This window comes from Pseudoalteromonas issachenkonii, assembly GCF_002310795.1.
GTDB classification, from domain to species: domain Bacteria; phylum Pseudomonadota; class Gammaproteobacteria; order Enterobacterales; family Alteromonadaceae; genus Pseudoalteromonas; species Pseudoalteromonas tetraodonis.
On sequence record NZ_CP011031.1, the window covers coordinates 106,644 to 123,596 of the forward strand.

General features: G+C 37.9%; 11 protein-coding genes. 7 read left to right on the top strand and 4 right to left on the bottom strand.

Annotation, left to right across the window (positions count from 1 at the left end; all coding sequences use genetic code 11):
- Positions 1 to 151: 151 nt before the first annotated feature.
- Positions 152 to 1,753, bottom strand: coding sequence for an ABC-F family ATPase (locus tag PISS_RS16225; RefSeq protein ID WP_024601143.1), 1,602 nt, complete (start codon positions 1,751 to 1,753; stop codon positions 152 to 154).
- Positions 1,754 to 2,484: 731 nt separating this feature from the next.
- Here PISS_RS16225 and mntA point away from each other — a divergent pair.
- On the top strand, positions 2,485 to 2,874 hold the full coding sequence (gene mntA, locus PISS_RS16230; protein WP_058155652.1) for a type VII toxin-antitoxin system MntA family adenylyltransferase antitoxin: 390 nt from the start codon (positions 2,485 to 2,487) through the stop codon (positions 2,872 to 2,874).
- On the top strand, positions 2,867 to 3,286 hold the full coding sequence (hepT, locus tag PISS_RS16235; protein ID WP_058155654.1) for a type VII toxin-antitoxin system HepT family RNase toxin: 420 nt from the start codon (positions 2,867 to 2,869) through the stop codon (positions 3,284 to 3,286). Before mntA ends, hepT begins: the two co-directional genes overlap by 8 nt.
- A gap of 274 nt (positions 3,287 to 3,560) precedes the next feature.
- Here hepT and PISS_RS16245 read toward each other — a convergent pair whose 3' ends face one another.
- The 3 genes from PISS_RS16245 to PISS_RS16255 form a co-directional block, all read right to left on the bottom strand.
- Positions 3,561 to 4,292, bottom strand: a complete 732-nt coding sequence (locus PISS_RS16245; RefSeq protein WP_058155657.1) for a substrate-binding periplasmic protein — start codon at positions 4,290 to 4,292, stop codon at positions 3,561 to 3,563.
- A gap of 140 nt (positions 4,293 to 4,432) precedes the next feature.
- Complete coding sequence (locus PISS_RS16250) at positions 4,433 to 5,944, bottom strand: ABC transporter substrate-binding protein (protein WP_058155659.1); 1,512 nt, start codon at positions 5,942 to 5,944, stop codon at positions 4,433 to 4,435.
- A 35-nt stretch (positions 5,945 to 5,979) separates the two neighbouring features.
- Positions 5,980 to 6,762 carry a substrate-binding periplasmic protein gene (locus PISS_RS16255; protein WP_058155660.1) on the bottom strand — a complete coding sequence of 261 codons (783 nt, stop codon included), beginning with the start codon at positions 6,760 to 6,762 and terminating at the stop codon, positions 5,980 to 5,982.
- A 497-nt stretch (positions 6,763 to 7,259) separates the two neighbouring features.
- On the opposite strand from PISS_RS16255, the gene dptF reads away from it, so the two are divergent.
- The 5 genes from dptF (at position 7,260) to PISS_RS16280 (ending at position 16,941) form a co-directional block, all read left to right on the top strand.
- A complete protein-coding gene (gene dptF, locus PISS_RS16260) occupies positions 7,260 to 8,852 on the top strand; it encodes a DNA phosphorothioation-dependent restriction protein DptF (RefSeq protein WP_058155661.1) in 1,593 nt (530 codons plus the stop codon).
- 1 nt (position 8,853) lies between these two features.
- Positions 8,854 to 10,164 carry a DNA phosphorothioation-dependent restriction protein DptG gene (gene dptG / locus PISS_RS16265; protein ID WP_058155663.1) on the top strand — a complete coding sequence of 437 codons (1,311 nt, stop codon included), beginning with the start codon at positions 8,854 to 8,856 and terminating at the stop codon, positions 10,162 to 10,164.
- Positions 10,145 to 15,217 (top strand): DNA phosphorothioation-dependent restriction protein DptH, encoded by a 5,073-nt coding sequence (gene dptH, locus PISS_RS16270; RefSeq protein WP_244175299.1) that lies wholly within the window; start codon positions 10,145 to 10,147, stop codon positions 15,215 to 15,217. Before dptG ends, dptH begins: the two co-directional genes overlap by 20 nt.
- A 188-nt stretch (positions 15,218 to 15,405) precedes the next feature.
- Complete coding sequence (locus PISS_RS16275) at positions 15,406 to 15,666, top strand: hypothetical protein (RefSeq protein WP_058155667.1); 261 nt, start codon at positions 15,406 to 15,408, stop codon at positions 15,664 to 15,666.
- Between the two features lie 57 nt (positions 15,667 to 15,723).
- Positions 15,724 to 16,941: an AIPR family protein gene (locus PISS_RS16280; RefSeq protein WP_058155669.1), complete on the top strand. Its 1,218-nt coding sequence runs from the start codon at positions 15,724 to 15,726 to the stop codon at positions 16,939 to 16,941.
- Positions 16,942 to 16,953: the final 12 nt, after the last annotated feature.

A 16,953-nucleotide genomic window follows, 5' to 3' on the forward strand; every position in this document is an offset into this window, starting at 1 on the left:
ACCAATTGCGTTTTAATTGATACCAAGCAAAATTCTGCCGAACCCCGAACCCCGAACCCCGAACCCCGAACCCCGAACTACAGGCACAAAAAAACGGCGCTTAAACAAGCACCGCTTTTAAATGGTTTAGGCTATTTCTTTAACCTAGCTCTTAAGCTACTTTATTTTCTTCGCAGCTCGCAAGGTATTCGTCAAACGTACCTTGAAAGTCAATTACCTGCTTGTCTTTAATATCAACAATACGGGTTGCCAGTGACGATACAAACTCACGATCGTGGCTTACAAAAATAAGCGTGCCTTTAAAGTCTTTTAGCGCATTGTTAAGTGCTTCAATGGCTTCCATATCCATGTGGTTAGTTGGTTCATCCATTATCAGTACGTTAACGTCTTGCATCATTAACTTGCCAAATAACAAACGGTTTTTTTCACCACCTGAACAGTTACGGGCTTTTTTATTTGAATCGTCTGCAGTAAACAATAAACGGCCTAACATACCACGTACCATTAAATCGTTGTGTTTAGCGGTACGCCATTGCGACATCCAATCAAATAAAGTTAAGTCGTTATCAAAGTCTTTGGTGCTGTCTTGTGGGCAATAACCAAACGTGGCGTTTTCTGACCACTTAACTTCGCCCTCGTTGCTTTTAAGCTCGTTAACTAAACAGCGTAAGAAGGTGGTTTTACCCACGCCGTTTTCGCCGATAACCGCCAGTTTAGCACCGGCTTCGAGTAGTAAATCACCACCAGTAAATAACGTTTCACCGTCAAACCCATGGCCGAGCTTGGTTAGCTCAAGCGCTTGGCGATACATTTTTTTGCCCTCATCAAAGTTGAGTGATGGGCTCATACGACTCGATGATTTAACTTCATCAAGCTTAATTTTATCCATTTTTTTAGCGCGCGAGCTGGCTTGTTTCGCTTTAGAGGCGTTAGCACCAAAACGGTTAACAAAGTCTTGGAGCTCGTCTATTTCAGCGCTCTTTTTCGCGTTTTCAGCAAGTAATTGCTCGCGTTGTAAGCCTGAAGCTTCAAGGTACTTTTCGTAGTTACCTGGGTAAATACGCAGCTCACCGTAATCAATATCGGCCATGTGAGTACATACCGAGTTTAAAAAGTGACGGTCATGGGAAATAATGATCATGGTGCATTTACGTTGGTTAAGCTCATTCGCAAGCCACGTAATAGTATGAATGTCCAAGTTATTAGTAGGCTCATCAAGTAGCAAAATATCAGGGTTTGCAAATAACGCCTGTGCTAACAGCACACGTAATTTCCAACCTGGGGCTACGTTTGCCATTAAGCCATAATGAAACTCTTTATCGATACCCGCATCAAGCAGAATTTCTTCTGCGCGGCTTTCTGCGGTGTAACCGTCCATTTCAGCAAATACGCTTTCAAGCTCGGCTACTTTCATGCCGTCTTCTTCGCTCATTTCAGGCAAAGAGTAAATACGGTCGCGCTCTTGTTTTACTTTCCAAAGCTCCACATCCCCCATAATTACCGCATCAACTACGCTGTATTGCTCAAACGCAAACTGATCTTGGCTTAGGTTACCTAATTTTAGCCCCGGCGTAATAGACACATTACCTGCACTAGGCGTAAGCGCACCGCTTAAAATTTTCATAAATGTCGACTTGCCGCAGCCGTTAGCGCCAATTAAACCGTAACGGTTACCGTTACCAAATTTAGCTGAAATGTTTTCAAACAACGGCTCTGCGCCAAACTGCATCGTAATATTTGCGGTGGAGATCAAAAAAAGTAATCCTAGAAAAATACTGACAGGGTTATGGGCGCAGCAGGTGCGAAAATAGACCAGGCAATAGGTGTAAATAAGGCGGCAAATTATACAGGCCAAGTATACTAAAGGCTAGCCTATTTAAACGCTAACATACGTGATTGTTTTTAAGTGCGACTTTATTGTGGTAAAAATATCAAAAAAGAGTGAGTTATGTCGCCTACAAAAATTCGCAGCGAAGTCATAAAGCTTAGCAAGCTGGGTGTAAAGAAGCCAGACCATGACTTCATTCAGGGTGATTAGGCTTACTGCCCGACATAATAATGCCCACTAAATGCAGCTTGTTTTGGCTGAGAAAAAGTAAATGAAAAAAGTGAAAGGTTGAAATGAAAGGTTGCGAGCGACGAGTAGCGAACACAGCCTAGCGCCTTTGGCTTTCTCATTCAGCGCAGCGCCTCTTCTTCCTCTGTGGTGAATAAATAAATTAAAACACTATTTACCACCGAGGTCGCAGAGTACACAGAGAAAGTGATTAAAGGTAAAAGTTCTCGGGCGGCGGGTTTTGGGCTATGGGCATAATTTAGCACCTAGTTACTTCCCCAGAAGCTAGCGCCTTTTACCTAGGGCTTCTTTGGTGAATACATCACTTAAAATTAATTTACGTGAATAAAAGTACATTATCGGTTTTAGTGTTCAGTATAAAACAGATAAGTTATGATTATCTTAGTTTTTACTAATGGTTTTTTATTTTGAGCAATAATATTTTTCAACAAATAGTTAATTACTTGCAGAAAAATAGCGACATTGAAGTAGTTTGGCTGTATGGCTCTCACGCCAAAGGTACAGCGCAACCTCATAGTGATATAGATCTTGCTATCGCTTTTAAAAATTTTGACCTTAGCTCTTTTGATAAACGACTCAGGCCAAAGGAGCTCGAGTTAGAGATCAGTAATGCGCTTAGTTTAAACGAGCAGCTTATTTCAATCGTTGATATAAATTTAATCCCCAGCTACCTTGCATTCAATATCGTGGAGTACGGGAGTGTAATTTTAGGTAAAAATAGCCTTAGAGCGATGAAAGAGCAGCAGCGTATTTATAGCCAATTTGAATTTGAGATGATAGCGAGTAAGCATGACTGATACAGGAATAGCGCTTTATATAAGTGAAGTAACACGACATATTGATGAATATATGCAAGAACTCGACGAATTAAGCCAAATAGAGCAACTTAATAATAGAGACTACCGTGCCGCAGAGCGTTTGTTACAGTTAATGACAGAAGTGTGTATTGGTTTATCTAAGCACTGGCTTAAAAAGTATAAAGACACGACAAGCAGTAATGCCTACCAAACATTTAGTGAACTAACGCAACTCGGTGTTTTAACCGATAATGAGTTGCTTTCATGGCGTAAAATAATCGGTTTACGCAATGCGCTTGTGCATGATTATTTGAATATAGATCAAGAAATTGTGAAGACGATTATTAAAAAACGACATTATGTAACTATGCATTTGTTTAGCCAAAAAGCGATGGCCGAATTAGCAAGCTGATTGAGGTTAAAGGGGAAGGATAAAAGTTCACGGGTAGTGGGCTACGGGCACAACCTAGCACCCAGCGCCTTTTACCAAGGGCCTTCTCTTTTCAGCGCAGCGCCTCATAACCTCTTTGTGAATAATGATCTTGTGCGGCATAAAGCCCCGCCTACGATAACCGTCAACGTTAATCATATCCGTAGGCGGGAGTTTATAATCCGGCTTGTGATTGTAGTCTCAGAGTTTGCTCGCACGAAAAGCGCAGCTTTTAAATGTTGCGAAATCTACGGGTTTAGTAATGTGGGTAAATGGTTTGTATAGCGGATTTATTTTGTCTAATTAACTCATTTATAGCTTGTAACTCTATTTGGCTAATGGTTTTTTTACTTAGCATTAAATGAATAGAACTCTTATTGATGGCCGCCATATTAGTAACCGCTTCTATTGCTGGGTATTGGTTTATAAAATATTGCGCTGCTAGTTCGTCTTCAATTGCGTAATCAACTCTATTTTTATTGAGCATTGCAAAACGTTTCTCGGCGGTAGGCATCATAATAACGTTAGCGGGGTGGTTCTGTTTAAACAGCTCAAACGCAACGCCAGAATAACTGCCACGGTTAACCGCCAAGGTTAAATCTTTATAAAAAATATCGCTAATGTTATTTAAATCAGGCGATTCGGTGTATTTATACAGGCGAACTACTTCATCACGATAGGCATCGCTGAAATAGGCAAAATCAGCTCTTGCTAATGTTTTACTGGCGGCAAAAATAACATCAATACGGCCTTCTTTTAATTCTTCAAAAGCGCGCGATGAGGTAGGCAGTAACATAAATTTTAAACAAAAAGATGAGCCGTTAAAAATCGTGTTTAACACGTCAATTTCAACGCCCGTCAGGTTACCGTTAACGGCAATTACATAGGGTGGCCAATTGTTTTCATTTGTGCCTACTTTAAGTGTTTTAAAGCAAGCAAATACGTTACAGCTGCTAAGCAGTAATACAACAAAAGCGACTTTATGCATTTTATTACTCGAGGCTACAGCGTTATCATTACTAAAGTATAAACCAGACTACAAATTTAGCTCGTTTTACATCAATTAAGCAACAATGCTGGCTTCCTATGTTTTACTAATAATGGCAAGTACGTTAAATAACACTATCACTAAGGGGTTGGCACTAGCCCTAACGACGCCCTATAAGCTTTAAGCTGTTTGTCGCGGCCAATTTCATCGGTTAATTTATTCCAGCCGGCCTCAATGTTTTCAACCGTTTGGTCTACGGTTTGGGTGTGCCTTAGGTATTTAGCCACTTCAGTGTCGAGTATGTCTCTAAAGTAGCGGTTGTTTTCAAAAATTCTCAAATCAAGAATAATATTGGCGTTATTAACGGTTTTAGAAATAGAGCCCAAGTAAAAATGCAGCGTACTTTTACTCATGCCTTGTTTAAGCCAGTTTTTGTGGTTAACCAATTGAGAGGTACGATACGGGTTCATACCGGTGGCACCTATGGTTACATCTTCATTCGATTGCAAAGGCTGAGTAACATACGACAAGTAGTTATAAGCGAGGTTTTTTTTGTGTTTTGAGCTGGCATTATTAATTGAGCCTACCCAACCACCGAAAGCTGCATAAGGGGCATAGTTAATATCGCCAATGGCAAACGGGCATAAGTTAGCATTGCATCGTTCAAGCTGGCCTGTTTTACGGTTTAATACCTCAGTAGCTCCGGGCAATATACTCACCCCTGTTTTGTTTTTTACTTTAGACTCAGGTAACACGGCCATAGTACCAATGTCGCCCCATTCAATGGCTAAGGCGCAGCGACCGCTTATAAACGCATACCTTACATCATTGGTATCAAAGTTAAGCTCATCAGCAGAGCCAAATTCAGTGGTTTTTTTATAAATTTTTAAGGCTTTTTTAAAGGCATCGTTATTCACTAATGGCGCCATAGTTCTTGTATTAAAAAATATGCCTTGAGAAGTGCCTTTGCTTTGCAAAAAACTGCCCGCAATCGAAAGCAAAGACCAATACGATTGCTCATTGGCTTTTTTAGAAATACACGAGCCAAAATCGCCCTCGCCATCCCCGTTCATATCAACGCCATTTAATTGCTTGGCAATAGCAAGGTAATCATCCCAGGTTCTAGGTGGTGCCAAACCATATTTTTCTAAAATATCGAGGCGATAATAAAGTAAATGTATATCACCATCGAGCGGAATTGAGTAAATTTGGCCGTTATATTTAGAGCTAAAGTCTCTAAAAAAACGCGATACATCATTCCATTCAATTAAAGAGTCGGAGGCTATGTAATTATCTAAACGTACTAAATAATTATTTTCCGCAAAATCCACCATCCAGAGTGAGGCGTAGGCAATAATATCGTATTGGCTCGTTGGCGAGCTTAAATCTTTGTTTATTTCGTTATATAACTGGCCAAAAGGCACTTTGGTGACATTAACTTTAATACCAGTTTGTTGTTCAAACTCTAAGCCTCGTTGAATTAAAGGTTTACTAATGAGGGTGCCTAAATCAACTGTAAGCACATTGAGCTGGGTAGTGGCTTGTTGCGGTGTGCTTGGTTGGCTTTCTATTTTAGAGTGGGGCAGGGTAATTTGTGCAACGCATTGAAAAGCCAACATTAAGCTTATAACTAAAGCAAATACAACTCTCATAAAAAACTCAACTACAACAATATGTAATTACTACTCTAGTCTATATTTTGCGGAAAGGGAAAAGGCAGGTAGTTGTAAGCAATAAACAACGCCTCTAACTCACCACTGGCAAGTAATTTTGCAAATCCGGCGTCAAAAATTTGTGCTAACTCGCGGCCTTTGGCGTTATCGGTAAAGGCAATGTATTGTTTTACAGGCACAATGTTTTCGATTTGATACTGCTGTGGGTCAAAATTCATTTTTGATAACTCAGTGGCGTTAGCAATCAGGGTTTGCTGCAGCGCTTTACGGTTATCTAAAAAGAAATCAAGCCTATCGAGCTTAAGCATTTTAACGCCTTCAATTCGCTGGGTAACCTGCTGCAAATCAATCGGCACATACAGATAATTATTGTAGTTAGCGCCCCTTAACGTACCCACCGATCTGTTTTGTAACGAATACTCGCCTTGCCAATTTTTAAACCGGCTTTTTTTAAACATCGCCGACACAAAAGTAATATCGTAATGCCACACCGGAAAGTACAAGCCTTCTACCTCATTTTGCCTTGCGCTTAACATGGCATCAGCATTGCCATTGGCCGTCCATCGATAAGCACGAGACTGAGGTACAATCATAATATTAAGTTCAATCGATTGCGCAGCAAAAATTTTAGTAAGCATATCTACATAAAGGCCAGAGCCGTTTTTTTCTACCAGCCCGTCAATGGTGTCGGTAGCCAGTACAATTTTTTTAATATCGCTCGACGCCCAACCACTGCTAGGCACGCCTAAACAAAGCGCTAAAAGTACAGCTAAAAACCACCTAAACCTAACATTCATTGTAAGTAACACCTCGGTACTTAAACACAGCAACACCAACAGTATATTCATACTAGAAAAAGTTGAATAACGATCTTATGGGTAAACATAGCACACTATAATGACCAATAAGTGAACGGTGTAAAATAGCATCATTTTAACTCTAAAGTGGTTAATTAATAACCCTATTTTTAAGGGGATTAAAGCAAGTGTTTGCAGAGTTTAACAAGCGATAATGATTTAAACAGCTGCGCGTATTTTTTATACAACCTAAACCTTTTCAAAGGTGTAGAGCTATTAGGTAAAAGTGTAAATAACATGGATTTATAAGGTTAAACAGTGCTTTTTTGTAATAAAAACATACTACTTAGGGCGTATATATTGCTGTGGCTCTATATTTTTAAATGTTGATACTGTAGATTAGTTATAAATGAATACCAGATTAATAGCTCGCGCTGTTAATAAATAAACCAAGGAGCGGTTTTATTAAACCGCATTACGTTGGATAAAGGTCAATTATGCGGTTGAAAGAAGCCCTCAGCGTTTTATCAAAATCATCACCCTATGCTGTGTCTACAGAACGAGACAGCAAAAATAAAAGTCAGCTTGATGATGTAAAAGAATATTTGTACATCAAAATGCCAATAGCTGTTGATGTAGAGAAGAAGATATCAAGCTTTTCATCAGGTAAACCAGAAGTATTGTTTTTATGTGGTAGCAGTGGCGATGGTAAATCAGAAATATTGACTGATTGCAAAAAGCGTTTTAGTAATCGAGCACACTTCCACTTAGATGCAACTCACAGCTTTGATCCTCGCGAAAATGCAATTCAAACCTTAGATAAAGTGTTTGAAGAATTTGAGTCAGGTACTATGCCACTTATCGTTGGTATTAATACCGGTATGCTGGGAAATTACGCTGAGGAAGGCTCGAACGAAAAATTCAAACAAGTAATAAAAAATTATTTATTAAATAAAAGTTTAACTGAAGACATAACCTTTATAAATTTTGAAGATTACCCTAAATTTTTTATTGATAAAGAGGGATATACTTCTGAGTTCGCGCAAAAGTTACTTCAAAAACTAACAGCAAAAGATGACAATATTATTCGTCAGATTTTCGATAAAGAAAAATCAGAACAAACGAGCCAAGCTAGTAAAAGGCTGCAAGCTAATTATGAGCTCTTGAGTGTCCCTGAAATACAAAAAACTATAATTGAACTTCTGTTTAAAGCGCGATTAATGCGGGATCAATTTCTGACTGCTCGTGCGTTACTCGATTTTATTTTCATGTTATTGGCTGGTCCTGGTTACCTCTTCGATAACCTTTTTTCCGGTGGCGATAATGAGTTGGCAAATAAAATAATTGAGTTTGACCCTGCGCATTTAAGAACAAAAAAAATAGATCGTTTTATATTAGCTAATGATCTGCACTTACCAGATCAAGAGTTTACAGAGTTCAAAGAGTCTTTAAAAAGCTTAGGAATAGAGACGTTAAATAGCAGTCTTTCTTACTTACGTTTATTTTATATTCTTAAAGGTGGTCATTTCTCTAATGATTATCATGCTAAATTCGAACAAGATTTCAATGAATCCCTGATTGAACAGTACATAAATGTATATCAATTACACAGAGATTTTGACAATAGCACAGAGCATAAAAGACAGATTAAAGACTTTTACAATAATACGCTTCGCACAGCTATACGAAAATATAATAACCGCAACGCGCCTAATCTAGATAAAAGTCATTATCTAATATCTGAGCTAAACGGCTTCCAGTTAGTTTCAGAGTTAGAAATTAAGGCCGATTTAAAGAGTATTTCAAACTTCTTACCAAAGTCATCTGCAAGTTTTACGGCTTTTATTAAAGTTCAAGAGCGCTCACTAGCAATCCCAGTAAACATCAACTTATTACGGTTGATGAAAAGAATTGCCGATGGTTACCGACCAAATAAACACGATAAAAATACCGTTGTACTCTTAGATGAATTGATAGATGAAATTGCACAAGTAGCAAATCAAGTTTCAACGTTACATATAATCAAAGGAAATAAACACTTTACTATCAAAAATATTGATGACGAAGAGTTTGAAGTGAGTGGGCTATAAAATGATTAAAGAAACTTTAACACCACCTAACAATAATGCATTTAATACATTTTTACCCTTAAGAACAAAAGACAAGCACTATAAGTTTTGTTGGGATACAGTACTAGGTTATTTCGTCCATGTTTTATACGCAAAGTCATTGGTAAATGGCGACATAGAGCATTTCAAAGGTTTATGTGAAAAGCGCTTTTCAACAAAATTAGACGAACCTGAATTTTGGACAGTATTGGAAAAAATGTATTTTGAAAATGAGCAGCTATTTAAAATATCACCAGAGCTGCTTATTTTTAAAGCCCTTAAAGATGAAGTAGATACCAACAGTAAAAAGTTGGGTGACATGTTTGTTGGTCTATTAAATGGTTTAACTCTCGATAGCTCCTCAGTTAACGATTTAAATTTTTTAGAAAAAGAAATAAAGGCTGAATTTGATAGTTTTTATGTATCAGGTAAGTCAAAAACAGCGCTTAAAACAGAGCCCGCCTATTTGCCATTTTTAAGTGAGTTGTTTAAACAAGATTTACAATTTTTAAATAAAAGACCTCACTACTTACTCAACAACTTTAATTCTGTTATTCGGTTATATGGGTTTTTATATATCTCGCAAATGGCGCTCAATATAAAAAATTGGGCAAATGGGGCTCCATCAAGTAAGCCCTGCTTTTTTATTATTGATAACGAAAAGGCAAGCGACGAGCGTTCTCAAGTTAAAAACTTTGGCTATAGCCAGCTTCATGAATACTTAGAATATCTGTTTCCTTATTTATTTATGAATGAAGCTATACAAACCAAAGGTGAAGTTAAACCCCTTTGGCAGCTATTTGAATCTATCAACGAAAACGATGTAACTAAACTAAATCAATTTGGTCGTGATTTTGTAGAAGATCGTACTCAACGCAAATGGTACAACACCGAGCAAAACTGGCTAGATTCAAGCGATAAAAAAGAAGTATTACAGCAATTACTTAGCTTTTCTCATGCGCAGTTCGATAATAAAAAAGGTCGCTTAACTGAATATAACGACACCGTGGTCAAGGGCACGTTGAGTAATATTTTAGACCCATTTATTCAGCGACGAGGCCGTGCAGGCCAAGTACTTACGTTTAACCAAGATTACATAGTGCTACTAACAAACCTAGCCATTGGCGAGCGCGATAAATTACGTTTTCACGAAATTATTAAGGAATTTGAAGCAAGGGGCGTGTTTTTTGATAAACAAAGCCAGCAATCTTTAATCGATTTTTATGAACGAATGGGTAACGTAGAAAGAATGAGTGATAGCGGAGATGCAGTATATGTTAGAAAAACAGTTTGAAGAATTTTTAGTTAGCCACTTTAATGTTTGGGCAGCTGAAGAGTTAAAAGTTGGTTTTCGTTATCAGTTCACAAGTCCTGATAGTGATAAGGGTTTTGCACTTTATCAAGCCTTTATGAAAATTGCAGACAATAGCGTAACTGTAAAAGGCATTGAGTTAAAAACGGTGCAGTACGGTGATGTCGAATTAATTCCTGTATACGAAGGTGAAAACTTTACAGAAAACTACATAGCACACCTACGTGATGTTGTTTCAGCTATGGAAGGTGAAACAAAAGGCACAGCATTGTTAATCATCCATAACTCTATGCTCGATACGTTAAAAAATTCGACAGAAGATGTAGCGCAGCCAGGCGTTGTTTGGGACCCAAAAAATATCAAGCTACTGCTACATAAAGAAATAGATCAAACTGATGAAAAAGCGAAAGTTTCTGAATGTTTACTCGACTATCACTTTGATGAAATAGTTGAAGACGAAGCCACTATGTTTGGCTTTGAAAAACTATATTACGCAATTGCAGATGGCGACTTACAGTTCCATGAGCTTGGTTTATTAAACGATGACCAACTTTCGCAAGAAGGCTGGGAAGGCGAGCAAATTAGCTTGCGCTTAAAAGAAAATAAAGAGCTAAGCGATAAACTTGACTTCATCACTCATCATTTTCCAAATGAACTGCAAGACAAATTGTCCGCTTTAGATTTTAGTGAAAAATTTATTAAAGAGCATTTTCCTGAGGGGAATGTAGAAAAGTACAAGGAAAGCCTCGACATAGGTGAATGCTTTACAGAACAGCAAAAAAACCGTACTAACCTGTTAGAGCTTGAAAGCGAAAAGGCCCCATACATTGAGCTACTTGCAAAAGCAAAGTCAGAAAAAGGGGCAGGTGTAAGAGAGCGTCACTTAATATTAGTTTTAGAGCCAGAGCAACACACATTCGAATTAGAGCTTTGCTTTATCAATCAAAAGTTAAAAGATAGCTTTTGTAAAATTCAACAAAGTAAAGAGCTGCCAAATGTTGATATAACAATTAAAAACCCAGGCGGAATAAGAAGTAGGGCAGTACTTACGAGTAGTTTTGACGGACAAGCTCGCTACTTTAATTTCCGTGTTAAAACCGACAAACCAAAAGAAACTCACAATTTCAAAGTATTAGTAATTAGTAAAAACGATTTTTACATTGACGGCTTTAAGCACACTTACTTAGTTGATCCCGCAAAACAATGGTTAACGCTGCAAACTGATGAGCAATCATTACAAATAAGCGATTTAACAAATGCTAGTGTTCTTGCAGAAAACAACCAAGTATTTGATTCAAATGCAGTAGGCATTGTTGATTTTAAAAAGCTAGCAACTGAATCTGATGAAATAAACTTCACCGTACAAGGTGCGATTAGCCAATTAACATTTAATGTTGAAGGGGAAGTATCAACCGATACTTTGTCCTTACCTTTATTACTAGACCAAGGCCGTTTTAATCATTTGTTTAACGATGAATACTTCGGGCAATTCAATCGTAGTAAAAATAAAGTACTTATAGACGGAAAGGAAGTCGCACCTAAAGCCAAGCGGCTCACGTTATTACAAAACGAAGCGGAGCTACTGGATAGCTTAACCTTAGCTAAGTTTGCTAATGGCAATGATATTAAACTACAAGACTTAGAATCACATTATGCTGATTTGTACTTTGCTTATCGTGATTTATTTGATTATTTAGCGCATACAAAAGCGTTGTTGAGCTTATCGGGCTGGGGCGAAAAACTTAGAGCGCTTGCCACTCAGGTTGTTGAAGCTTATCAGGCTGCTATTGATGAAATACCCTATCACGCACCACTTTTAGAACAGCACAAGTTACTTGTAAATATAGGCTTTGCAGATTTTGATGAGCAAACTTATATTACGCCATATCACCCACTGGTACTTGCTTATAATTGCAATTTGGCTGATCTATTAAGTAAAGATAAACAGGCAACAGGCAGCTTTAAAAAATTACCACCAGTTACTATTCAGCGCTTAACTGCGCAAGGGCTTTTACCTTTTGTGTACGACCCTGTGCATGACTTTTCATATAATCACGCCGAAAAAGAAAATGTATTCTGGTCCAAACTTGTTCCACAGCAAGAAAGTAGCTATGACTTTGTGCGCACGCTCGTAAAAGACAAAGTAGGCAAATTCACCACGGCCTTTAAACATTTATTTGTAGCAGGTAGTAAAACAACGCTGATTATTAACTCTGTAAATAATCAGCAAAATAAAGAGTTGTTTTTAGGCTTAATTGACTACATCAAACTGAAAAAAAATAAAGTTACCAATATTCATGTAAATTTATACGACGAAGCGCAGTGTTATACCTGGTTCGACAAGTTTGCTGACATGGCAAGCTATGATGACTTAAAAGAGCTCTGTGAGTTAAATAAAGGCGCTGCCCGTGAGCAGGCTGACAGCATAATCGATTTACTAAGAACACGTTTAACTTACAGTAAATTTGAGCATGAAAAAGGCCAAAAAGAGCAGCACTATGCACACATGTCGTTTTTTAAAAATAACGAACGTGTGCAAGCAACTGACGTTGATTTATTAAAACAAGAAACCGGTGTTGTTTGTCATGGCCTAATGCCAGGCGAGTCGGCATCAAACAAAAATGGCAGCTATTACACATCGTTTGGCTTAAAAGGCATTGATGTCGATAGTACTCCACAATTAAAGCTTGTTGCTAAATATAGCGGATTAATAAAGCCCGCAAAGCGCCACCATGAAGAGTATAGCGAGTCTAAATCTCAAGCACTTGTAGTTACAGAAAACTTTAAAACGTTGTTAGAGCGCTCTTACGAAAACTCTATTTGGACCACAATAATCGATCCTAAAGTAACCTTAGAGTTTTTTGAAAGTCAAAAGAACATGGTGCTTATTCATTATTCTGATAACTACACAAACTCAGTTAATTACGATGCAATAACGGTCACTAAACAAACCGATCTATACCATAAAGTACTCGAAAACGACGAGGGAGGTATTATCGAAGAGTTTAATGCGTTTAATGGTGAGTGGTTGTTAAACCTTGTAACCGCAAATGACAACGAGCGAAAAGAAAAGCGCGGCATTATCTGTGCCTATAAATACGTTAACTGTTTAGTCGCAGACTCAGATATTACGTGGGTGCCCCTTTCTATTGCGGAAGTGATTCGTGTTGCAGGTAACTTAGGCCTAAATATGGCTGATAGCGACTTATCGCGCCATGCACAGGGCTTTAAAAAAGGCGTTATATCAGACGATATTTTATTTGTAGGCTTTAAAGGCCAACAAATGATTTTACTGCCAGTTGAAGTTAAAACAGGTAAGCGCCAAACCCACAGCAAAGGTGTTGAGCAAGCCAAAGAGCTAAAACAATACTTTGAAGCACTTCTTGGGCAGCAAACACTCGCAGGGCATTTATATCGTGGCTTATTTATGCGCCAAGTATTAATGCAAATTGATAAGTACAAACTTTATAAAGTGTATAAAGAGGGTTACTTTAATAGCATTGAGCAACGCAGTGCGCAGTGGCTACAAGGCGATTATGAACTTGCAGAACTTGTAGATTACCCAGCAGGCTTTTTATTTGTAAATGTGGAAGATCGCGACTTTACAAAAGCATCATTCTTAAAAGTGCACAACATACTCAAAGTAGAGCTACCAGCGGGCAATTTATCTCACTGGGTTAAAACCCCAATGCAGAATTTACTAGCCGATTTAACTCCTGCTAAATTACACCATATTGATGCGCAATATATTTTAACGAAGAGCGCAACAACGCAAAAAGTAGTACTTGAACAAAATGCCAAAGCTGATGAGCAAACTGAGCTTACAAAAACGCAAGGTACAAAAATTACCGCATTAGACGATATATCACCACCTAGTAGGAATAGTAAAAATACAGAGCAAGCAAACCCTACAGAGGTTAAAGAGGCAAATATAAACAACTTAGATATGGCAGCAACATCGGCACGTAAAAAAATGAGTGAGAGCGATTTAAGCGCTATCTATCAGCAAATTATTGATTGTTACTACAGCCATAACATTACGTTACTCAAACCAGATAATGTTGAACCTTACATTGAAGGCCCAGCCTCTATTTTATTCCGAGTTGGCTTAAACTTAGGTGACAAGCCTGAAAGCGTATTTGCCAAGTCGCAATCACTTAAGCTCGCGTTAAAACTTGAGCAAGAACAAGATGTAGGCTTTGGCATAGATAAAGGCTGCATTACGATTGATGTACCAAAAAGCCAAGAACAACGTTACTTTGTAGACCAAAACGACATTTGGCCAAATTGGCAGCGCCCTCAAAATGCACTAGAAGTACCACTAGGTGAAGACCGTTTTGGCGAGGTGATTAAACTTAATTTTTCATCCTCAAACTGCCCGCATTTACTTATTGGGGGTACAACTGGTAGCGGTAAGTCAGAAGCGCTAAACACTATTTTATACGGCATGGTCGAGCACTATAGTGATAAAGAATTAAAGCTGATGTTAATCGATCCTAAAGGCACAGAGCTTAACGATTTTGAGCGCTATCCACACTTAATAGGGCGTATTGGGTTTGATGATGAAGACGCACTAGAACTGTTAACTCAAGCTGTGGCTGAAATGCAATCACGCTATGCGCAATTTAAAGCGCAAGGTGTACGTTCATTGCCAGACTACAACGCCAAGGTAACACCAGAAGAGCGCATTCCTTGGTGGGTATTGGTGCTTGATGAATACGCCGATTTAACATCAGATAAAGATATGAAAAAGGATATTGAAGCCGAGCTTAAGCGCTTAGCGCAAAAAGCCCGTGCTGCCGGTATTCATTTAATAATCGCCACTCAAAAACCAAGTGGCGATGTAATAAGCACAAATTTACGATCTAACCTGCCAGCCCAGCTTGCTCTGCGTGTTAAAAATGGTACAGAAAGTCGGGTTATCTTAGATGAACAAGGCGCGGAAGTGCTAAATGGTAAAGGGGATGCTTACCTTAAATCAGAAGGTAAGTTGGTTAGAATACAGTGTGCAAGAGTAGAATTTAAAACTAAGTAGTCATTTTAAAAATTAAAGTATGTATAGAATTGGTCAATTTGACCATACACTCCTATGCCGGCAAGCAGGTATAGGTCATACTGGTTAGTTTAGCTCTGTTATGCAGCCCTAAACAAACCACTTAATACAACGCCAGCCTCTCAAACTTGAACCTTTGGAGGTCTCGCGGTTTTTTTAAGGGCTTTAAAATGCAAAATGCAATAAAACCAAAAGGTAAAACTACTAGCAGTTGGAAAAAATTTGTTTTAGCGCTAGCGCTAATAGCTTTTTCGGCAACAATTTTTATTGGAGTTCAGTTGGATGGATCTATTCGAAAAGAAACTCTATCTTCTTCGAGTAGCACAGCTCAACTCCTTCCTGAAGAGATAAGAACTGTTCAGGACATTAGCTTTTCACTTAATATCCAGGTTTTGGGAGATACGGAAGTTAATGGTAAGAAAGAAAAATAGTTTATGACCATAAATAAGGGGGGTATGCCCCCTCTTATTTAACCAATAGGAAGTGATATGGAATATTTGAAATTTAAAATTAAATGCGACGACTTTCGCTCTCTGCCTTTACCTGGGTTAGAAGATAAAAAAATCAAATTAGGTACTATGTTTGTGAAAGCCGAAGATATACCTGATGAGTTAAGAGAGTGGGTCGGCGTTAATCCTAGAAGCCCTAAAATGAATAAAGTTGAAAAACTTTCAGGTAAAGTATCTAGAACTATTGTTAAAACATTAACAGAAGAACCTGAAAAGTTTGCTTTAAAAAACTTAGGTATTTATCTGTCTGTCGATAGTATGGAATCCACTAGAGTAAAGGGTAACTCACATGAAGTGGAGGTGGTTTTGAATGATAAGATGTTACATGGAATTGTAAATGGTGGTCACACATTTCAAGCTATTAGACAGGTAAAGTATTTTAAAGAGTATGATGAAGGTGCATATGTTAGGCTGCACATATATCAAAATTTAGATTCTGAAAGCATTGTAGATTTAGCTGATGGCTTAAATAATAATTTACAAGTTGATGATAAAAGTTTGGAAAATTTACAAGGTAGCTTTGATAATATCAGACAAGCGATGGAAGGCAAAAAAGGGGCTGATAAGATAGCTTATAAGGATGGTGATGATGGGGAAGTTGATATTCTTGAAGTGTTACATTTATTAAGTCTTTTGGATTTGAATAAGTACCCAAATAACAAGCAGCCGAATGATATATTTGGAAGAAAGAAGAAAGTATTAGATTATTATTCTGATGATATAAAAAAAACTTCTCAAGAATCAAGCTTTGAGCGTCTCATCCCATTTACATTCGAAGTTTTGAAGTTATCAGAGGAAATTCAGAAAGCTTCAATAGGGTATTTCTCAAGAAATAAAGTAAATAATAAAAAAACAGGAAATAGAGTTTCCTCAGATGCCCATAAAAAAGATGCATTGTTTACCGATGGGGAAATTAGGGGGTTAATTCCACAAGGTTGGTTATATCCAATGGTTTCTGCTTTCAGAGCTAATTTAAAACAAAGTTCTTGGGATAGTGGTAAGTTGGAATGGCTTGAAGATCCAAAGGACTTAATTAATGAAATTATTGAAGATATGGCCTCCAATATTAAAGAATTAAACTTTACACATAAAAATAAGCCTGCAGAAGTAGGAAGAAAAGCTACGGCATATCAAGTATGTTTTTCTTTTGCGTTTAGTACATTGGCTATGAAAGGAAAGATTGGATTAACTAGTTAAAATGCTTTTTGT

Excerpts from the sequence above, each read along its gene's own strand:
- PISS_RS16255 (WP_058155660.1), bottom strand. The coding sequence starts at position 6,762 with ATGAATGTTAGGTTTAGGTGGTTTTTAGCTGTACTTTTAGCGCTTTGT.
- dptH (WP_244175299.1), top strand. The coding sequence starts at position 10,145 with ATGTTAGAAAAACAGTTTGAAGAATTTTTAGTTAGCCACTTTAATGTT.
- hepT (WP_058155654.1), top strand. The coding sequence starts at position 2,867 with ATGACTGATACAGGAATAGCGCTTTATATAAGTGAAGTAACACGACAT.
- PISS_RS16250 (WP_058155659.1), bottom strand. The coding sequence starts at position 5,944 with ATGAGAGTTGTATTTGCTTTAGTTATAAGCTTAATGTTGGCTTTTCAA.
- dptF (WP_058155661.1), top strand. The coding sequence starts at position 7,260 with ATGCGGTTGAAAGAAGCCCTCAGCGTTTTATCAAAATCATCACCCTAT.
- PISS_RS16245 (WP_058155657.1), bottom strand. The coding sequence starts at position 4,292 with ATGCATAAAGTCGCTTTTGTTGTATTACTGCTTAGCAGCTGTAACGTA.
- PISS_RS16280 (WP_058155669.1), top strand. The coding sequence starts at position 15,724 with ATGGAATATTTGAAATTTAAAATTAAATGCGACGACTTTCGCTCTCTG.
- PISS_RS16275 (WP_058155667.1), top strand. The coding sequence starts at position 15,406 with ATGCAAAATGCAATAAAACCAAAAGGTAAAACTACTAGCAGTTGGAAA.
- dptG (WP_058155663.1), top strand. The coding sequence starts at position 8,854 with ATGATTAAAGAAACTTTAACACCACCTAACAATAATGCATTTAATACA.